Here is a 19744-nt window from a genome sequence, read left to right on the forward strand (position 1 = left end):
TATGTCCAAGTTGCTATTAACTCTCCACCACATTCTGTGTAGCTTCCTGTAATTACTCCTTTTACTTTTCCTGAAATGTAGCAAGCGTCTGTTTCTGCTCCATTGTTATATGTTAAAAATCCAGCTGAATAAGTTGCCGCTTCATCACAAGTGATTTCTTCGTCCTCTACTGGTGCAAATTCTGCAACTGGTGCTGGTAATACTGTTATTGTTTTTGTAGCTGTAATTTCTCTTTGGCAATCGTCCATAAACGTCCAAGTTACCATTAGCTCTCCACCACATTCTGTATAGCTTCCACTTAATTCTCCTGCAACTTCTCCTGCTATTAAGCATGCTTCAGTCTCAGCATCATTAGTATAAGCTAAGTATCCTGCTTCATAAGATGCCGCTTCATCACAAGTAATTTCTTCATCTGATACTGACTCAAAAGCTGCCATTGGTGCAGGCTCAACAGTGATATCTTGAACATAGGTAATCTCTCTTTCACATTCATCTGTATATGACCAAGTTACTTTAAGGTATCCACCACACTCTGTATAGTTTCCACTTAATTCTCCTGCAACTTCACCATTTATAGCACAAGCTCCTGAGTCAACACCATTTGTATAAGCTAAACTTGAAGGTTGGTAACTACCAGCCTCATCACAACTTATACTTATGTTATCAGGAGTGTTTAAGAAATATGTTTCAGGTGTTGGCTCAACAGTTATTGTTTGAGACATACTTACAGTATGATCACACTCATCTGTTACTGTCCAAGTTCTAACTAATATTCCACCATCACAAAAAGTTCCAAGGTTTGAATCGTCTTCCTCTAATGTTACTACCAAGTTGTCTGCACAATTATCTGTAGCAGTTACTTGTGGAGCATCCGGAATTTCATCAATACAACTTACAGTTTCATCTTCAGGAACTCCAACTAACACAGGGTCTTCTGTGTCGCCTCCACTATATGAAATATCAATAGGGCTAGCAGTATTTCCACATTCATCAGTGATTTCGTACTTATAAGTTACACTCCAAGCACAATCACTACCTGTTGGCTCTCCAGACTTTACAACAATTACATCTCCACAGTTATCAGAAAAAAGATCTCTAATATCTGACTCAGATGGTCCTTCTGGAATTTCGTCAAAACAAACGTTTAAGTCTGATCCACCTGAAGGAATAACAGCATCTTCATTTAAAGTTGGAGCTGTTTGATCTCCTCCTGTGTAGTGAATTTTAAACTGCTCTTCAAAATCTCCACAAACAATATCATAAGTGTGGATGATTTCCCAATCACAGTCTGTTGACGGTTGAACCCAAGCTGAAGATTTAGTTACAGTTGGCGTAATTCCGTCACATATTTCGACGTACATTCCACCTACTTCTGCAGCGGTTGGTCCTACAGGAGCTTCATCCATACATCTATTTAAGTATGTACTTCGCTCCATTAGTTCGTTAGATTGCCCTAACATTGAGCCTGAACTAAACACAAAAAGCATGATAAAAGCCAAAGCCTTCATGCTCTTAAAATGCCTAGTAAAAAAGTCAATGCTACAACACCATAAATTTGTAGTAGGTCGCCATTTTATAGCTGAACCTCTACTACGGGTAAAATTGCTCATAAACATAACATTTGGTATTAAAATTAAAATTATCTATACATTTATTTCTTGGCAAAATTGCCAACATAACATAGATGGAGGTTAATACTTAAAATGTTAGGTTTGGGACCTAAATGATTAAGCTATTCAGTATTGCATAAATGAAATACAGAGTAACTTTTCCTTGAATGTAAACATTCAAAAAATCAATAAATGTGCTAATAATCAATTGTTCTGCTATTAAACAATTTTAGGTAAGATGCGTAAAAATTTTCTTGTAAAAAGGGCTTTTATTACGCTAAATAAACGATATGAAATACCATCTATTTACTTTCAAAAGTATATTTTATAATAGTGACTCACAAATAAAATTTGTTTTTTTTTAACAAATAAACAGTTAAACATTTCTTTTTTGCAGTTAATCGAAAAGCAGTTCATTTTCAATGCAAAAATCATCGATAAAATGCACAGACTTTTTTATCATTTCATGAAAAATTTGATCATGATCAACAAAATCCACTTCCTTTCTATAGACTTTTAGGAATGCCTCAATTAAGCTAGATGATTTTTTAGGTTTTCTAAAAAACAGTGCTTGTGAAGCGTTGAAAAGTTCAATTGCCAAAATCCTTTCAACGTTATCAACTAGCCTATATGCTTGAGTTGCTGCATTAGCTCCCATACTTACATGATCTTCTTGACCATTACTAGAAACTATACTATCAATACTAGCTGGTGTTGCTAATTGCTTGTTTGCACTAACAATACTAGCTGCTGTATATTGTGGAATCATAAAACCAGAATTTAATCCAGGATTGTCAACTAAAAATGTTGGTAAACCTCTTAAACCAGATACAAGTTGAAATGTTCTTCGCTCTGAGATATTTCCTAACTCTGACATTGCTATTTTTAGGTTATCAAAAGCTAATGCTAGTGGTTGACCATGAAAATTTCCTCCTGATATAATTTGATCTTCACCAATAAAAATATTTGGGTTATCTGTTACTGAGTTTATTTCAGTCTTAAATACTTTATGCACGTACTCCAATGCATCTTTAGTTGCACCATGAACTTGCGGTATGCACCTAAATGAATATGGATCTTGTACATGTTGCTTCTTTTGTTTTATCAGTTCACTATCCTCAAGAAATTCTCTAACTCTCTCAGCAGTTTTTAACTGTCCATTATGAGGTCTTATTAAATGAACCAATTCGCTAAATGGCTCTATTCTACCATCAAAAGCGTCAATTGAGATACTACCTATTAAATCGGCTAAATATGAAATTTTATAAGATTTAATAAGGACATGTATTCCATAAGCGCTCATAAATTGTGTACCATTTAAAAGCGCTAAACCTTCTTTTGACTGTAATTGAATTGGTTTCCAATTAAAATCTGAAAGCACTTTTTCAGAAGCTACTATGCTACCTTTATAATAAACCTCACCTTTTCCAAGTAAAGGCAATGCCAAATGTGCTAAAGGTGCTAAATCGCCCGAAGCTCCTAACGAGCCTTGAGTATATACTATTGGTAAAATATCATTATTATAAAAGTCTACCAATCGGTTTACAGTTTCCAATTGCACACCACTAAAACCGTAACTTAAAGATTGAATTTTCAAAAAGAGCATAAGTTTTACAACTTCATTTGGTACTTGTTCTCCAATACCACAAGCATGAGACATCACAAGGTTTTCTTGTAACTGCGTTAACTTATCTTTAGAAATTTTTACATTATATAGAGAACCAAATCCTGTATTAATACCATAAATAGGTTCGTCTTGTAAAGACATTCTATCATTTAAGTAGGTTCTGCATTTAGAAATTTTATCGATTGCTTCTTTAGAGAGTTCAATCTTTTTATGTAATTGTATTATATCATTAATATCTGATAATTGTAAAATATCAGAAGATATATAATGAATGGAGTCCATAATGAAATTTTAGTGCCTCAAAATTCAACATTCCTTAAATATTATGCAACTAATGTTAATAATTAATAAAATATCATGAATTGTAGCTATATTCTGTTATTTTTGAGTAAACTAAAACAAACTCCCATGAAAAAAACACTAATTTTATTAAGTTCTGCTACTTTGCTTATGGCTTGTAATGAAGAACCTAAAGTTGACTATGCTCTGTTTTCTGGAAAAATTGAAAACAAGAATAGCGACAAACTAATTGTGCGTAGTGGAGATTTCACTAAAACTATTGCCGTTGCTGAAGATGGAACTTTTGCCGACACATTACGTGTAGATACAGGTGTATATATGTTTAATGATGGTAAAGAAATCTCTAACGTTTATTTAGCTCCTGGTTATGATTTAAATCTAACACTAAACACTAAAGAATTTGATGAAACGATAGCCTATACAGGTGTTGGTGCCGAAGTCAATAACTACTTAGCAAGTAAATCATTACATGACGAAAAACTATCAGGCGAAATAGGAACACCAGAATTATATGCTTTAGAAGAAGAAGAATTTTTAAACAAAATCAATGAGTTCAATACTTCTAAAACTGAATTACTTAAAAACTCTGGAGTGTTAGATGAAGATTTTATTGCTATGGAAACTAAAAACCTGAAGTACGATCATTTATCTAACATACAAAGATACCCAACATACCACGAGTATTTTGCTAAGAAAGAAGGTTTCAAAGCTTCTGACGACTTTATGAAACCATTAGAAGGTATAGACTTTACTAATGAAGAAGATTATAACAACATAGCAGCATACAAAGCTATGGTTCAAAACCACTATAGCACTAAATTAAATAGTGGTGAAAATGTTGAAGCTACTTTTAAAGAGCTAAGCGCTTTAAACGCTCCTTCAATTAAAAAAGACCTTGCTAAAATGTTAGCTTATGAAGTTTCTCCTGGTAACGAAAATCTTGAAGCTTACTACAATGGAGTTTCTTCATTATCTGATGATCAAGAGTTTAAAGATAAGCTTACAGAAAAGTACAACAAAGTTAAGCTATTAGCAAAAGGAAACCCTTCTCCAGAATTTACTAAATATGAAAACCATAAAGGAGGTACGACATCTTTATCTGACTTAAAAGGAAAGTATGTATACATTGACGTTTGGGCTACATGGTGTGGACCTTGCAAACGCGAAATCCCTTTCTTAAAAGAAGTTGAAGCACAATTTCATGGTAAAAATATTGAATTTGTGAGCACATCAATTGACGTTGCGAAAGACCATGATGCTTGGGTTGAAATGGTTAAAGAAAAAGAGTTAGGCGGTATTCAGTTATTTGCTGATAACGATTGGAAATCTCAATTCGTACAAGATTATGCAATTGAAGGAATTCCAAGATTTATTCTAGTTGATCCTGATGGCAACATTGTAAGTGCAGATGCTCCAAGACCATCTAGTCCTAAACTAGTTGAGTTATTTGAAGAATTAAGTATTTAATACTTATTGTATAAAATGAAAAAAGCCACTATAACAGTGGCTTTTTTTTTATGCGTTTTGGTCTTCTTTATTTTCTGCTTGTTGTGGTTGTTCAGGCTGCTTAAACAAATCAATATAAGCTTCACCTAAACCTTCAATAACATGACTTGCAATTAAGCTTTGATAGCCATAATCCTGAAGAATAATATCAGCCGATTTACCATGTAAATACACTCCAAAAATAGAAGCAACCAACGGTTGATAACCTTGAGTTATTAATCCTGTAATAACACCTGTAAGCACATCTCCTGTTCCTGCTGTAGCTAACCCTGGATTTCCAGTAGTATTTACATAGTATTTATCCTGAAAAACGGTTATTGTATTTGCTCCTTTTATGATTACAATTACGTTGTACTTTTTAGAGAATGCTTTGGTTTTTTCTAGTTTGTCAAAATCGTCTTTCCAAGTTCCTACAAGTCTTTCTAATTCTTTTGGGTGTGGTGTTAAAACGGTTTGCTCTGGCAGTAATTTCAACAAAGCTTTCTTCTTTGAAAGTATGTTTAATCCATCAGCATCAATAACCAAAGGTTTTGTATTTGCCTTTAAAAATGTTTCAAAAGCAGTAATAGTTTTATCATGTGTACCTATGCCTACTCCTATTCCAATTGCTGTTGGCTCAATTTCAAAAGAGATATCAGAAATAAATTCTTCCTCTTTATCATTAATCACCATAGCTTCAGGAAATGAAGACTGTAATGGCACATAACCGCATTTAGGTACAAAAGCTGTTACTAAACCAACACCTGAAGACAAGGCAGCTCTACTTGCCAAAGTTACAGCACCAATTTTACCATAACTTCCACCAATAATCAAAGCATGACCAAAACTTCCCTTATGAGAAAATTTTTCTCTAGGTTGATAAAGTGGTAAAACTTCTTGTTTACCTATAAGCTCAGTTTCTGTATTTAAATTATAAATGTATTCTAAATCAATACCTATATCTAATACTTCCCATTGTACTGTATATTTTGAAGTTTGCGGTAAGAAGAAAACCAATTTTGGTGTTTGAAAACTCAAGGTAAAACCAGCCCAAACCACATCATTTTCATTTTCAGGAACTTTGTCTGTAAGTAATCCTGACGGAATGTCTATAGACAAGGTAAACGCTTTTGACGCTCTAAAATGCTTAAACAAGTGTTTAACCCAGTCATCAATTGGTCTGTTTAAACCAATACCAAAAACAGCATCAACTATAATAGCTTCTGGAGTTATTGATGGAAAGTCTTTTTCAGAAGTTAATAATGTAGGCCACTCTTTAGTGGTTTGTTTTATTCTATCATAATTAATCAAAAAGTCTTTTGAACGCTTATCACTATAGTTTACAACATAAGTATAAACATTGTAACCATGATTTATTAAATGTCTTGCCAATACCAAACCATCTCCACCATTATTTCCTATACCACAAAATACATGAATAGGAACAGGAGCTCCTTGCATACGCATGTGTATCCAGTTAAAAATTTGGGTTCCAGCACGCTCCATCAACTCGGTTGAGGATATGTTTTGACGTTGTGCTGTTAGTTTATCTCCTTCGTATATCTGTTCTTTGGATAATATTTTCATTATTTGTTAAAAAGTCTTTATGTTTTTTGTTAATTCCGTAAAAAGAATCAATTAGTTTTTTTATTAGAGTAAAAATAATACATTTGAAAGGTATATGAACACTAAGACAGTATTAAATACCAACTTTATATCATCAACAATTTTTGTTGCTGGCACTTCTGTGTTCACATCTATTATTACAACCCGTTTGGGTTGCTATTAATATATTCTCTCCGGTCCAATGTGTTTTTTTAAACACAACAAATAAACAATATTATTTTTACTAAAGTCATTATAAAATGCACGTATTAAAATTTGGAGGAACTTCTGTAGGTTCTGTTGAAAATATAACAAAGGTTATTCAAATATTAGAAGACTATAAAAAAAGTCAACCTGTAATTTGTGTTGTATCAGCTGTTGGTGGAATAACTGATAAATTACTAAAAGCTGGTCACTTAGCTCAAACAAAAGATGAAAGTTATTTATCTGAATATAAAACTATTAAAGATATTCATTTAAATATATTATCTAGATTAATTCCAAATGTTGACAAAGCGGTTTCAGATAAACTAAACACTAAATTAGATAACCTAAAAAGCTTATTGGATGGTATTTATTTGATAAATGAATTGTCACCAAAAACGTCTGATAAACTAGTAAGTTTTGGAGAATTATTGTCATCTTACATCATCACTGAAACCATGAAATCAAAAGGTATTGATGTTGTTAGAAAAAACACACAAGAGCTGATTATAACTAACGATAACTTCACTAAAGCCGAAGTTAATTATAATACAACTTATAAGAATATTCAGGAGTATTTTAGTAACGCAACACAAAGTGCAACAATACTTCCTGGTTTTGTGTCAAAATCTCAACAAGGTGAAATCACAACCTTGGGTCGTGGAGGCTCCGATTTTACTGCTGCTTTGGTTGCTTCAGCTTTAGAAGTTGATACTTTAGAAATATGGACTGATGTAAGTGGTATGTATACTGCAAACCCTAAACTTGTAAAGCAAGCCTACCCTATCAAAAAGCTGTCGTACCAAGAGGCTATGGAGCTTTCCCATTTTGGTGCAAAAGTACTTTATCCTCCAACTGTTCAACCAGTATTGGATAAAAACATCCCAATAGTGATTAAAAATACAATGGAACCTGATGCTGATGGCACATACATTGCCCATGAACAAACTAATAATCTTACTGTTAGAGGAATTAGTAATATTAACGACATCTCATTATTAACACTTGAAGGCAGCGGAATGGTAGGTATTCCTGGGTTTTCAAAACGCTTGTTTGAAGTGTTGGCTAATCATAAAATAAACGTGGTTTTTATTACGCAAGCGTCATCAGAACATTCTATTTGTTTTGGTGTAAATAAAGCTGATGCTAATCAAGCTAAAGAAAAGATTGACCAAGCTTTTGAGTACGAAATCACTCAGCATAAAATCAACCCAATTGTTATTGAAACTGACCTTTCTATAGTTGCACTTATTGGTGATAATATGAAAAGTCATCAAGGTATTAGTGGCAAAATGTTCAGTACTTTAGGTAAAAACAACATCAACGTTAGAGCGATAGCACAAGGTGCTTCAGAAAAAAACATCTCTGCAGTAATTTCTGAGCATGATGTTAAAAAAGCATTGAATACATTACACGAAGTATTTTTTGAAGTAAAAACCAAACAACTTAATGTATTTATAACAGGAGTTGGTAATGTAGGAGAACGTTTGGTGGAGCAGATCAAACAACAGAAAAAATACCTTAAAGACAATTTGAAAATCAATTTAAGAGTTATTGGATTATCAAACTCTAGACAAATGGTATTTGACGAAGACGGTATTTCCCTTAAAAACTGGAAAGCGGTTTTAAGCACTGGTGAAACAGCCTCTTTAGAAGGCTTTTTCAAAACTGCAAAAGCATTGAATTTACGCAACAGCATTTTTGTAGATGTTACCGCAAACAAAGATGTTGCAAATTTATACGCTAACTATTTAAAAGAAAGTATTGCTGTTGTAGCATGTAATAAAATAGCCTGTTCTGATACTTTTGACAAATATAATCAGCTTAAATATCTATCAAGAAAATACAATGCGCCATTTTTGTTTGAAACTAATGTTGGTGCAGGTTTACCTGTTATTGACACACTCAATAATCTTATCGCTTCTGGTGATAAAGTCACATCTATTCAAGCAGTATTATCAGGAAGTTTAAACTTCGTTTTTAATAATTTTAATGATACAACCAAGTTTCACGATGTGGTAAAACAAGCACAAGCTGAAGGTTATACCGAACCTGATCCTAGAATTGACTTAAGTGGTGTTGATGTTGCAAGAAAAATATTGATTTTAGCCAGAGAAAGCGGAACCGTTATGGAACTGGAAGACATTACAAACGATTCTTTTTTAACGAAAGCCAATTTAGAAAGCAATTCTGTTGATGACTTTTACAAGACTTTAATTGATGACGAAGCACATTTTCAAAAGCTATTTGCGCAAGCCAATGAAAAAGGTTCAAAATTGAAATATGTAGCCGAATTTAATGAAGGTAAAGCCAAAGTTGGTTTAAAGGAAATTCCGCAAGGTCATCCATTTTACAACCTAGAAGGAAAAGATAATATTGTGATGTTTTACACCCAACGTTACAAAGAGCAACCAATGATTATCAAAGGAGCTGGAGCTGGAGCAGATGTAACAGCCTCTGGTTTATTTGCTGATATTATAAGAATTGGAAATGACTAATATGGATTCAATAAAGATATTTTCACCAGCAACTGTTGCTAACGTATCCTGTGGATTTGATGTTCTTGGGTTTTGTCTCGACAGTGTTGGTGATGAAATGGTAATTAAAAAGACAAGTACAAAAGGTATAACCATTAGCAAAATTGAAGGTTATGACTTACCGCTAGAGACCAAAAAAAACGTTGCTGGTGTTGCTGGTTTAGCTATTTTAGAAGCTGCCAATGTAAACTTTGGTTTCGATGTTGAAATTTACAAACATATCAAACCAGGAAGTGGTGTTGGTAGCAGTTCAGCAAGTGCTTCTGGAGTTGTGTATGCTATAAATGAATTACTAGGAAAACCTTTCAATAAAACGCAATTAACAGCATTTGCCATGAAAGGTGAAGCTGTAGCTAGTGGCAATGAACATGCTGATAATATTGCTCCAGGATTATTTGGAGGATTTACCTTGGTAAAAAGTTTAGAGCCTCTAGAAATTTTAGAACTCCCTACTCCTACTAATTTATATGCGACCATTGTGCATCCTCAAATTGAGGTAAAAACTTCTGAAGCAAGGGCTATTTTACCTAAACACATTCAATTTAAAGACGGAATTACACAATGGGCAAATGTTGGTAGTTTGGTTCATGGACTGCATACTTCAGACTATGATTTAATCAGTCGTTCATTGCAAGATGTTATTGTAGAGCCTCACAGAAAACAGCTTATACCACAGTTTGATGTTGCCAAAGCTTCTGCAATGCAATCTGGTGCATTAGGTGTTGGTATTTCTGGTTCTGGACCTTCAATTTTTGCTTTAAGCAAAGGAGAAACAACAGCAAACCAAGTTGCCGAAGCCTTTGAAAATGTGTATAAAAACACAACAATAGATTTTAAAGTTTACGTTTCAAAAATTAACCCTAACGGAATAAAAACACTATCATGAACTACTTTTCACTAAATAAAAAAGCACCAAACACTACTTTTAAGGATGCAGTAATTAAAGGGCTAGCTCCAGACAAAGGTTTGTACTTTCCAGAGAGCATCACTCCTTTACCAGACTCTTTTTTTAAGTCTATTGATTCGCTTTCATATTCTGAAATTGCCTTTGAAGCCATCAAACAGTTTGTGACTCCTGATATTCCTGAAGCAATTTTAAAAGACATTATAGAAGATACATTGTCGTTTGATTTTCCTGTTGAAAAAATAACCGATTCTATTTCAACTTTAGAATTATTTCATGGTCCAACAATGGCTTTTAAAGACGTTGGTGCGCGTTTTATGGCTAGATGTTTGGGTTATTTCAATCAGAATAACACCAACGAAGTTACAGTTTTGGTAGCGACATCAGGAGATACTGGAGGCGCTGTAGCTAATGGTTTTTTAGGTGTTGAAGGTGTAAATGTGGTGATTTTATATCCTAGCGGAAAAGTGAGTGATATACAAGAAAAACAATTAACTACGCTTAAAAAAAACATTAAAGCATTAGAAGTTCATGGTACGTTTGACGATTGTCAAGCTATGGTAAAACGTGCATTTTTAGACGACACTTTAACTAGTAAAATGCAACTCACGTCAGCCAACTCTATTAATGTAGCTCGATGGTTACCACAGTTATTTTACTTTATGTTTGCTTACAAACAACTTCACAAGAGTTATGACAATATTGTGTTTTCAGTACCAAGTGGTAACTTCGGAAATATTTGTGCTGGTATGATGGCACAACGTTTAGGCTTACCTGTTAAACATTTTATTGCTGCAAACAATGCTAATGCCATTGTATATAATTATTTGCAAACGCAACAGTACGAACCAAAACCTTCAGTACAAACCATAAGCAACGCTATGGATGTTGGTGACCCAAGTAATTTTGTACGTATTCAGGAATTACATAATAACGATTTTGAAACCTTAACAAAGCAATTAAGCGGTTATAGTTTTACTGATGAAGAAACTATTAAAGCTATTGAAGAGTTATACAATGAGTATAATTACATTGCAGATCCTCATGGAGCAGTTGGATATTTAGCATGTAAATCGCATTTAAAAAACAACCCAAATGACCACTGTGTGTTTTTAGAAACTGCTCATCCTACTAAGTTTTTAGATGTTGTAGAAGATACTATAAAGGAAAATATAGATTTACCTGAGCAAATCTTAAAAGTGATGAAAAAGAAAAAACGTTCAGTAGAAATTTCAACTTACGAAGATTTAAAGACGTTTTTATTGTAAAAGTTAACTGTCTCAGCAAGCACAGGAAGCATGAATGAAAAGCAGTTTTGATTTCTAGGCAAGCCTTGGTGGATTTAAATCTCGATTATCGAGTAAATAATGCTATCTTTAAATCATGAAAGAACAGCTTACACTAAAAACAACTGATACACTTGCTCTTGAACGCACTAGATTAGCAAATGAACGTACATTTTTAGCCTATTTTAGAACCTTTGTCGTTTTTGTGAGCTCTGGTGTTGCTATATTAAAGCTTAGCATTTTACAAGAAATTACTCCTATTGGATATTCTTTGTTGATTATTGCTCCTGTGTTATTACTCATAGGAGCATTACGATTCTTTTATGTAAAGCGGAAACTAAAAAAATACTTTTACAAAGCTTAATCTAGTTTAGGCAATTGTAAACCAGATAATACACTTTCTTCTTTCATCAAAGCTTCAATTTCATCAGATTTTCTTGGAGCTTCAGCTGATAAGTTTATTGGTCCATTTTCAGTAATTAAAATGTCATCTTCAATACGAACAGCAATTCCCCACCATTTTTCATCGCAATCACTACCTTCAGGAATATAAATACCTGGTTCTACAGTAATCACCATATTTGGCACAAAAGCACCTCTTAAATTGGTGTCATGTACATCAAGCCCAATATGATGTGAAGTTCCATGCGGAAAATACTGTCTAGCATCAGCTTCAGTTTTAACGATACCTAATTTCACCAAACCTTTATTAATTATCTCTCTAGAAGCAGCATCAGTATCTCTTGTTGAATTTCCTACTATAGTAGCATTAATTCCAGCTTCTTGAGCTTCGTACACCAAATCGTAAATTTGTTTTTGTTCTTTCGAAAACTTACCGTTTGCAGGTATGGTTCTGGTAACATCTGCTGTATAACCATGATACTCTGCACCAAGATCCATAAGCACTAAATCATTACCGAGTTTCGTTTTATTGTTTTCAATATAATGCAGTACACAACCGTTATGACCAGCACCAACAATACTAGGGTAACCTTCATATTCGCTACCATACTTTTTATACACATATTCATGCACACCTTGTACTTCAGTCTCAGACATATTAGGATGCATTGCTTTCATAACCTCCCGTTGTCCCATTGCCGAAATTCGCACAGCTTTCTTTAACAACACCATTTCTTCGTCAGTTTTAACTTCTCGCAATCCTGCCATTAATCTTCCTAGTGTTCGTGTATCTGTTTTTACTTTAGATTGCACTACTTGCGTGTCTTGCTCCTCTTCGATTTGATCTTTCTTGTTATCAATATCAAAAGCTTCTAGCACATGAATTTGCTGTTTAAACGACTGTATTAAACTGTACAAATCTGCTGTGTTTCGTTTAGAATCTCTATAGTCATCTTTAAAATCAAAATATAACACCGAATCAAAACTAGTAAAATCAATTCCTGACTCTAAAAACTCCTTTCCATTAAAAGCCATTTCAAACCCTAACTGCTCTTTTGCGCCTTCTACTCCTAGCCTGTAACCTGTCCATTGTTCTGCTCTAGCATTACGCTCTTGAACATATAGTATTTCGTTGTAGCGTTTTCCTTCGGAATTGGTTTGATACTTTGAGAATATCACTAAAACTGCATGAGGCTCTTTGTAACCTGTGAGATAGTAAAAATTAGGATCCTGATGATATACATAATCCACATCGTTAGCTCTGTTTCTAACAGGATTTGAAAAGAAAACTGCCACACTATTCTCTGGCATTTTTCCTCGTAAAGCTTCTCTTCTATTTTTATGAAATTCTGAACTTAAAAAATCTTCAGGCAACCCTTTTTGTGCTGTTACAGTTAAGGTGAACAACATTATACATACGGAAAATAAAATTCTCATGAGTTTATTTAATTAGTCTTTAAAATTAAAAATAAATAATAATGTATTGCTAATATAATTATCGCTTTACATTAACATTTTTTTGTAAAACTTTTTAAGTGTTAAGGCGTTTAAATAAACAGATAATTTTATATACTTTTGCGAATAGATGAAGGAATTTTTACTACTAATAATCGAGTTTTTAGGTGATAGTGTTGAAATACTACCCAATAGTAAAAATCCAAAAAAAGCAATAGTTTCAGTTATTTTGGTTTTAGCTGTTGTTTTTCTAATAATTTATTTACTAACCAAAGATTTTTAAAATGAAAGATACCGCCTTAACAGCAACACATCAAGCTCTTGGAGCAAAAATGGTTCCTTTTGCAGGATACAATATGCCAGTACAATATGAAGGTGTAAACATTGAGCATGAAACCGTAAGAAATGGTGTTGGTGTTTTTGATGTGAGCCATATGGGAGAATTTTTAATTGAAGGACCTCATGCGCTTGAGCTTATTCAAAAAACATGTAGCAATGATGCTTCAAAACTTACTGTTGGAAAAGCGCAATACAGCTGCATGCCTAATGATGATGGTGGTATTGTTGATGATTTAATTATCTATCGTATTAAGGAAGACACGTATTTATTGGTAGTAAATGCGAGCAATATTGAAAAAGACTGGAACTGGTTACAATCTAAAAATGATGTAGGTGCAGAACTACGTGATTTAAGCGAAGATTATTCGTTATTAGCCATTCAAGGACCAAAAGCTGTTGAAGCTATGCAATCCTTATCTAGTCATGATTTGTCAGACATTAAATTTTACAATTTTGTAGTTGGTGATTTTGCAGGTATTGAGCATGTTATTATTTCAGCAACAGGATATACAGGAAGTGGTGGATTTGAAATCTACTGTAAAAACAGTGAAGTTAAACAAATTTGGGACAAAGTGTTTGAAGCTGGAGCAGATTATGGCATTAAGCCAATTGGTTTAGCAGCAAGAGATACGCTACGTCTAGAAATGGGTTATTGCCTTTATGGAAATGATATAGACGATACAACCTCTCCTATTGAAGCTGGTTTAGGCTGGATTACAAAATTCTCTAAGACTTTCACAAACTCTGAAGCTTTAGAAGACCAAAAGCGTCGTGGAGCTGAACGTAAACTAGTCGCTTTTGAGCTAGACGAAAGAGGAATTCCGCGTCAAGGGTACGACATTGTAGATTCTCAAGGAAAAATAATAGGCAATGTAACATCTGGGACTATGTCACCTTCATTAAATAAAGGTATTGGATTAGGATATGTACCAACTGTATTTGCAGATGCTGGTAGTAAAATTAATATTCAAATTAGAAAAAATGCTGTTCCTGCAACAGTTGTAAAACTTCCGTTTTATAAAGGTTAGCATGTAAGAAATGAGGGATTGAATGAAGATAGACAAAAGCAGCAAACATAAAGTATTAATTTTAGGCGCAAGTGGTTTTTTAGGTAACGCTATCTATAAAGAACTTTGCGCCTATTTTAGAACATTTGGTACCTACCGAACTGCTAAACGTGAGTTTGAAAAGAACCAACATTTTTTTCAGTATGATGTTGAAGAAGACGATGTTGTTGAAATTATTGAAGCTGTAAAACCCACCATTATTGTTTCAGCACTTAGAGGCGATTTTCATGCACAAGTAACAGCGCACAAACACATTGCTGAGTATCTTCAAACTAACAAAAACTGTAAAATCATATTCATTTCTTCAGCAAATGCATTTGATGCTTATAGCAAATTTCCAAGTTATGAGCTCGATAAAACCTTTAGTAACAGTATTTACGGACACTTTAAAATTAAAGTTGAAAACATGCTCTTGCGACTTCCAAAGCAACAAGTAGTAATCCTAAGACTTCCAATAGTATTAGGCGTACAATGTCCTAGAATAAAGGAAATTCAACAGCACATTTTAGAAGGGACTTCAGTAGAAATTTTCCCTAATGTTATCATGAATGTGACTACTGATAGTAAAATTACTCAGCAAGTACATTATATTATCAACCGTAATAAATATGGCATCTTTCATTTAGGAAGTAATGATTTGGTGCATCATGATGAATTCATAAAAGACATTGTAAAACTTCACACCCAAAAGCGTGTTAACTACAAGCATGTTTTTACCACTAACGAAGATAGATACTTAGCGGTATTACCTAAATACAATTTGCTACCAAAGCACTTACAAATATCTAGCTCACAGGTTTTGCAAGAGTTGGAAAAACAACACAATAGTTAACGTGAATAACGGATAAAAAATTTTCGTCAGTTAGAGTAAATTTTACTATTAAAATGAGTGGAATTTGTATCGAAAACAATAAAATTTCTATCAAAAACACACTTCTCGATACAAAATTCTTGCAGAATTTTACTCGAAGTGACTCATATTATTCAGGTTAATTAACCAATAATTTATTACCTTTAAGGGTAACCAAATTATTTAACTTTTATGACACTCCTTACCCAAGATGCTATAGAAAAAAAACTATTGCGTTTCCCTGACTGGGAATATTACGAAAACGCTATTCATGTAGAGTTTGAATTCGATAATTTTAAAGACTGTTTTAGTGCCATGAGCCGAATAGCTTTTGAATGCGAAGCACAAAATCATCATCCAAACTGGACCAATGTGTACAACATACTTACCATTTCGCTTTCAACACATAGTGCCAATGGCGTTACTGAAAAAGATTTTAAACTAGCCGAAGCTATCGAAACAATTGTAGAAGTTCAAGAATAGTTGTTTTTACAACGCTACATTTTTATTACATTTGGTCAAAATTTTAAATTAAGTAACAATTTATGGGAAGAGCTTTTGAATTTCGTAAAGCGCGAAAAATGAAACGTTGGTCTGCAATGAGTAAAGCCTTTACACGTATTGGAAAAGATATTGTAATGGCTGTTAAAGAAGGTGGTCCTGATCCAGACAGTAACTCCAGGTTAAGAGCAGTAATACAAAATGCCAAATCGGTAAACATGCCTAAAGATAATATTGAACGTGCTATAAAACGTGCGTCCGATAAAAACCAAGGCGATTATAAAGAAGTATTATTTGAAGGCTATGCACCACATGGTATTGCTATTTTGGTTGAAACTGCAACTGATAATAATACACGAACAGTAGCAAACGTAAGAAGCTATTTTAATAAATGCGATGGTAGTTTAGGCACATCAGGTTCGGTAGTGTTTATGTTTGACCATACCTGTAACTTTAAAGTAAAAAGTGACGGAATAGATCTTGAAGAACTAGAATTGGAACTCATTGATTTTGGTGTAGAAGAAGTATTTGAAGACACTGACCAAGATGCTGATGGAAACGAGCAAACCAGTGTAATGATTTATGCTCCATTTGAAAGTTTTGGAAAAATACAAGCCTATTTAGAAACCAATAACATTGAAATTTTATCTTCTGGGTTTGAGCGTATACCACAAGTTACCAAAGCAATTACTGCAGAACAAGCTGAAGATGTTGAAAAACTTTTAGAAAAACTTGAAGAAGATGACGATGTACAAAACGTATATCACACTATGGAAGAAACTGCTGAGTAAAAGTAGTTAATAAAAAGCATTAAAAAAGAGGAGTTCAACTCCTCTTTTTTATTACAATAAATCCAAAGGACTTTTTACACTTTCAATAGTAGTTTGAGCCACTTGTGTGTACTGTAATGTAGTATTAATGTTGTTATGGCCCAACAACTTTTGTATAATCCTTACATCAGTTCCATTTTCAAGCAAATGAGTAGCAAAGGTATGTCTTAAAGTATGTACAGTAGCTGGTTTTTTTACTTGTGCCTTAGCCAAGGCATTTTTAAATATTTTCCGTATACTAGATGCACTATACTTTCCTTTATTTTGTCCTTCAAATAAGTAAACCTTTGGATGGAACTCTACAAAATAAACGCGCAATAATTTAAGTAGTTTAACAGGCAGCATAACTACTCTATCCTTTTTTCCCTTGGCATTTTGTATATGAACAATCATTCTTTTGCTGTCAATATTTTCAATTTTCAAATCGATAACCTCACTCACCCTAAGTCCCAAACCATAAATAGTTGCCAAAACAGCTTTGTGTTTCATATTGTCAACACTCTGCAAAATATCCTTAACCTCTTCTTTGGATAAAATATGCGGCAAATAGTGCTCTCGTCTAGTAGGATAAATACTTGAAAAATCAATAGTTCTACCACACAGCTCCTTATAAAACAAACCAACCGCACCTATTAGTTGTTTTTGCGAAGACATGCTATATACAGACACCTTAACCATTCTTACAATAGTATTTATGACATCAATATCGCTTAAGAGCTCAAGTTTTTCATCTTGGACATTTAAAGTTTCCTTAAACTTTTTCATAAAATTAATATACACCTTAATTGTATTATCACTATAGCGTTTTAATTCTAAAATAGTTTGAAACTTTACAAGGTACGACATAACCTTAATTTAAATAGTTATACACAAATATACTAAAAGGTGTAGATAACCATTTATATTTAATTGAATAACAGTACTTTTTTTTATATTTGTGTATATACTAACGTTGGCGGTAATTTGAAGAAACAATTAACAACGAAAAACATTCAAGAAAATGAAGCTATAAGTAACTGTAAGATAGAATAAGAATTGAAATATCCTTTAATACGCAAAGTATAAAGGGCGATTGTTAATATTAAAAAATTAGAAAATGACACAGTTACAAATGATTGACAAAACAAAGTCAATAGCTCAAAATGATAAAAATATTTCTGCCGTATTTATGTACGGGTCATTTACCAAAAATGAAGGGGACAAATATTCAGATATTGAATTCTACATCTTCTTGAAGGATAAAGAAAATTTTTCCGCTGAAAATTGGGTAAGCCAAATTCATCCTTTGGCATTATATTTTACCAACGAGTATGGAAGTGAAGTTGCCATTTTTGAAAATATGATAAGGGGGGAGTTTCATTTTTTGACAAACGACCAAATGGAAGTTATCAAATCGTGGGACGGTTTGGTAGAGTTTAGCGACTTTGACAAGATGATTTTAGTAGATAAAGGAGATTTATTGACTAACACGCTCAAAGAAATAAAAACTAAAGTACCTGATCGAACAACAAATGAAAATATCCTGTGGTTGAGCCAATCATTGTTGAATGTTTTACTTACAACAAGCAACTTAATTAAACGACAGGAATTTGCTCACGCTTACCAAAGCTTATCAAATGTTCAAAAATATTTACTTTGGTTAATAAGAATTGAAACATACCAAACCAAACATTGGGAAAGTCCAACAAAAAGCTTGGAAAAAGACATAGACCCAGATTGGTATTCGTTATTTCAGGAGACAACATCAGAATTAGATCCGACAGATATTAAAACAGCTTTCAAGAAGACATTAACATTGACTGAAAAACTTTTTGATAATCTTGGAGTTGAAGCAAAATTAAAGGGGGTATTAAGGAGAATTGAATAAAAAAAACTACCGCCAACATTGTATAAGCGTAATGCGGGCTGAACTGCTAAATTTGAGCATTTTTGCTCCTAAGAAACTTTGTGGTGGGCGGACAGTGAATTGCTCCGAAATCCCGCACTACGCTTATACTTGACCGTTGTGTACAATTTGAAAAAATAAACTTTATGAATAAAATAATCACTACAATACTTTTATGCTTAACATTTATAACATTAACATTTGGACAAACAGAACATCCAGAAACGTTTGAATATGGAGAAAAAGGCATCAATGACTATGTTGTAACATTAGTCGAAGGGGAAAAAACAAGTGAAATCTATAACAAAACCATTAATTGGGTTAAAGAAACATACAAAAACCCTGATAAAGTACTTAAAATGGAAATTAAAGACGAAAAAGTGCGAATTAATGGCGTTGCGTCTGACCTTCTTTTAGTTAAGAAAATGAGCTTTGCGCTGGATTACGTTATTGAAATAGCCTTTAAAGACAATAGATATAAGTTTCACTTAATTTCACTCTCTACAACTGATAGCGGAACTGACTACAAAAACATTCCGAATTTTAAGACTGATAAAAAATTAGTGAAAAATTTTGGAGAATCACCACAAAGAATTGAAGCATATTTAAACGGACTAAATCAAAGTTTGAAAAACTACATTGTCGGAAAAAAGGAAAAAGATGATTGGTAAAAAACTGTACACAACAATGTATAACCGCAATTACGGCGGATTCGACTACGTCCGAATCCACTCGGAATTGCTAACGCCTGTGATAAACCTAAAATAATCGCTAATTTAACCCGTAACTGACGGTTATACGTATTCCAAGGTAAAAAACAAGTTTTTTTTAGAAATTTACTGCTGCTATATTTACAA

General features: G+C 33.3%; 16 protein-coding genes. 11 read left to right on the top strand and 5 right to left on the bottom strand.

Annotated elements, in window-relative coordinates:
* On the bottom strand, positions 1-1610 hold a 1610-nt coding region (locus tag OD803_RS14290; RefSeq protein ID WP_262734025.1), incomplete at its 3' end, for an HYR-like domain-containing protein.
* A gap of 397 nt (positions 1611-2007) precedes the next feature.
* Positions 2008-3519, bottom strand: coding sequence for a histidine ammonia-lyase (hutH, locus tag OD803_RS14295; protein WP_262734026.1), 1512 nt, complete (start codon positions 3517-3519; stop codon positions 2008-2010).
* A 126-nt stretch (positions 3520-3645) separates the two neighbouring features.
* Between hutH and OD803_RS14300 the strand changes: the two genes are divergently transcribed.
* On the top strand, positions 3646-5004 hold the full coding sequence (locus OD803_RS14300; protein ID WP_262734028.1) for a TlpA family protein disulfide reductase: 1359 nt from the start codon (positions 3646-3648) through the stop codon (positions 5002-5004).
* A 48-nt stretch (positions 5005-5052) separates the two neighbouring features.
* On the opposite strand, the gene OD803_RS14305 is transcribed toward OD803_RS14300, so the two are convergent.
* Complete coding sequence (locus tag OD803_RS14305; protein ID WP_262734030.1) at positions 5053-6609, bottom strand: NAD(P)H-hydrate dehydratase; 1557 nt, start codon at positions 6607-6609, stop codon at positions 5053-5055.
* A 278-nt stretch (positions 6610-6887) separates the two neighbouring features.
* Here OD803_RS14305 and thrA point away from each other — a divergent pair, with 278 nt between their 5' ends.
* The 4 genes from thrA to OD803_RS14325 all read left to right on the top strand — a co-directional run bounded on the left by thrA (position 6888) and on the right by OD803_RS14325 (position 11922).
* Complete coding sequence (gene thrA / locus OD803_RS14310) at positions 6888-9329, top strand: bifunctional aspartate kinase/homoserine dehydrogenase I (protein ID WP_262734032.1); 2442 nt, start codon at positions 6888-6890, stop codon at positions 9327-9329.
* A 1-nt stretch (position 9330) separates the two neighbouring features.
* The gene (locus tag OD803_RS14315) at positions 9331-10254 is read left to right on the top strand and encodes a homoserine kinase (RefSeq protein ID WP_262734034.1); all 924 of its coding nucleotides are present in this window, start codon (positions 9331-9333) and stop codon (positions 10252-10254) included.
* Complete coding sequence (gene thrC, locus OD803_RS14320; RefSeq protein WP_262734036.1) at positions 10251-11540, top strand: threonine synthase; 1290 nt, start codon at positions 10251-10253, stop codon at positions 11538-11540. The genes OD803_RS14315 and thrC overlap by 4 nt, the downstream gene beginning before the upstream one ends.
* A gap of 115 nt (positions 11541-11655) precedes the next feature.
* Positions 11656-11922 carry a DUF202 domain-containing protein gene (locus OD803_RS14325; RefSeq protein WP_262734038.1) on the top strand — a complete coding sequence of 89 codons (267 nt, stop codon included), beginning with the start codon at positions 11656-11658 and terminating at the stop codon, positions 11920-11922.
* Here the strand turns inward: OD803_RS14325 and OD803_RS14330 are convergent.
* Positions 11919-13397 carry an aminopeptidase P N-terminal domain-containing protein gene (locus tag OD803_RS14330; protein WP_262734039.1) on the bottom strand — a complete coding sequence of 493 codons (1479 nt, stop codon included), beginning with the start codon at positions 13395-13397 and terminating at the stop codon, positions 11919-11921. The two genes, OD803_RS14325 and OD803_RS14330, sit on opposite strands and share 4 nt — an antisense overlap.
* Positions 13398-13699: 302 nt before the next feature.
* Between OD803_RS14330 and gcvT the strand changes: the two genes are divergently transcribed.
* From gcvT to OD803_RS14350, 4 genes are all read left to right on the top strand, one after another.
* A complete protein-coding gene (gcvT, locus tag OD803_RS14335) occupies positions 13700-14782 on the top strand; it encodes a glycine cleavage system aminomethyltransferase GcvT (RefSeq protein WP_262734040.1) in 1083 nt (360 codons plus the stop codon).
* 22 nt (positions 14783-14804) lie between these two features.
* On the top strand, positions 14805-15653 hold the full coding sequence (locus OD803_RS14340) for a sugar nucleotide-binding protein (protein WP_262734042.1): 849 nt from the start codon (positions 14805-14807) through the stop codon (positions 15651-15653).
* A gap of 210 nt (positions 15654-15863) precedes the next feature.
* Complete coding sequence (locus tag OD803_RS14345; protein ID WP_129761864.1) at positions 15864-16154, top strand: 4a-hydroxytetrahydrobiopterin dehydratase; 291 nt, start codon at positions 15864-15866, stop codon at positions 16152-16154.
* A gap of 62 nt (positions 16155-16216) precedes the next feature.
* Positions 16217-16963, top strand: a complete 747-nt coding sequence (locus OD803_RS14350) for a YebC/PmpR family DNA-binding transcriptional regulator (protein ID WP_129761865.1) — start codon at positions 16217-16219, stop codon at positions 16961-16963.
* A gap of 51 nt (positions 16964-17014) precedes the next feature.
* On the opposite strand, the gene OD803_RS14355 is transcribed toward OD803_RS14350, so the two are convergent.
* Positions 17015-17848 carry a tyrosine-type recombinase/integrase gene (locus OD803_RS14355; RefSeq protein ID WP_134201307.1) on the bottom strand — a complete coding sequence of 278 codons (834 nt, stop codon included), beginning with the start codon at positions 17846-17848 and terminating at the stop codon, positions 17015-17017.
* A gap of 250 nt (positions 17849-18098) precedes the next feature.
* Between OD803_RS14355 and lnu(I) the strand changes: the two genes are divergently transcribed.
* Together lnu(I) and OD803_RS14365 are read left to right on the top strand one after the other, a co-directional pair.
* Positions 18099-18869 carry a lincosamide nucleotidyltransferase Lnu(I) gene (gene lnu(I) / locus OD803_RS14360; RefSeq protein WP_442899867.1) on the top strand — a complete coding sequence of 257 codons (771 nt, stop codon included), beginning with the start codon at positions 18099-18101 and terminating at the stop codon, positions 18867-18869.
* Between the two features lie 164 nt (positions 18870-19033).
* A complete protein-coding gene (locus tag OD803_RS14365) occupies positions 19034-19558 on the top strand; it encodes a DUF4468 domain-containing protein (protein WP_262734044.1) in 525 nt (174 codons plus the stop codon).
* Positions 19559-19744 lie beyond the last annotated feature (186 nt).

The organism is Gaetbulibacter sp. NE (assembly GCF_025548475.1).
In the GTDB taxonomy this organism is placed as follows: Bacteria; Bacteroidota; Bacteroidia; order Flavobacteriales; family Flavobacteriaceae; genus Gaetbulibacter_B; species Gaetbulibacter_B jejuensis.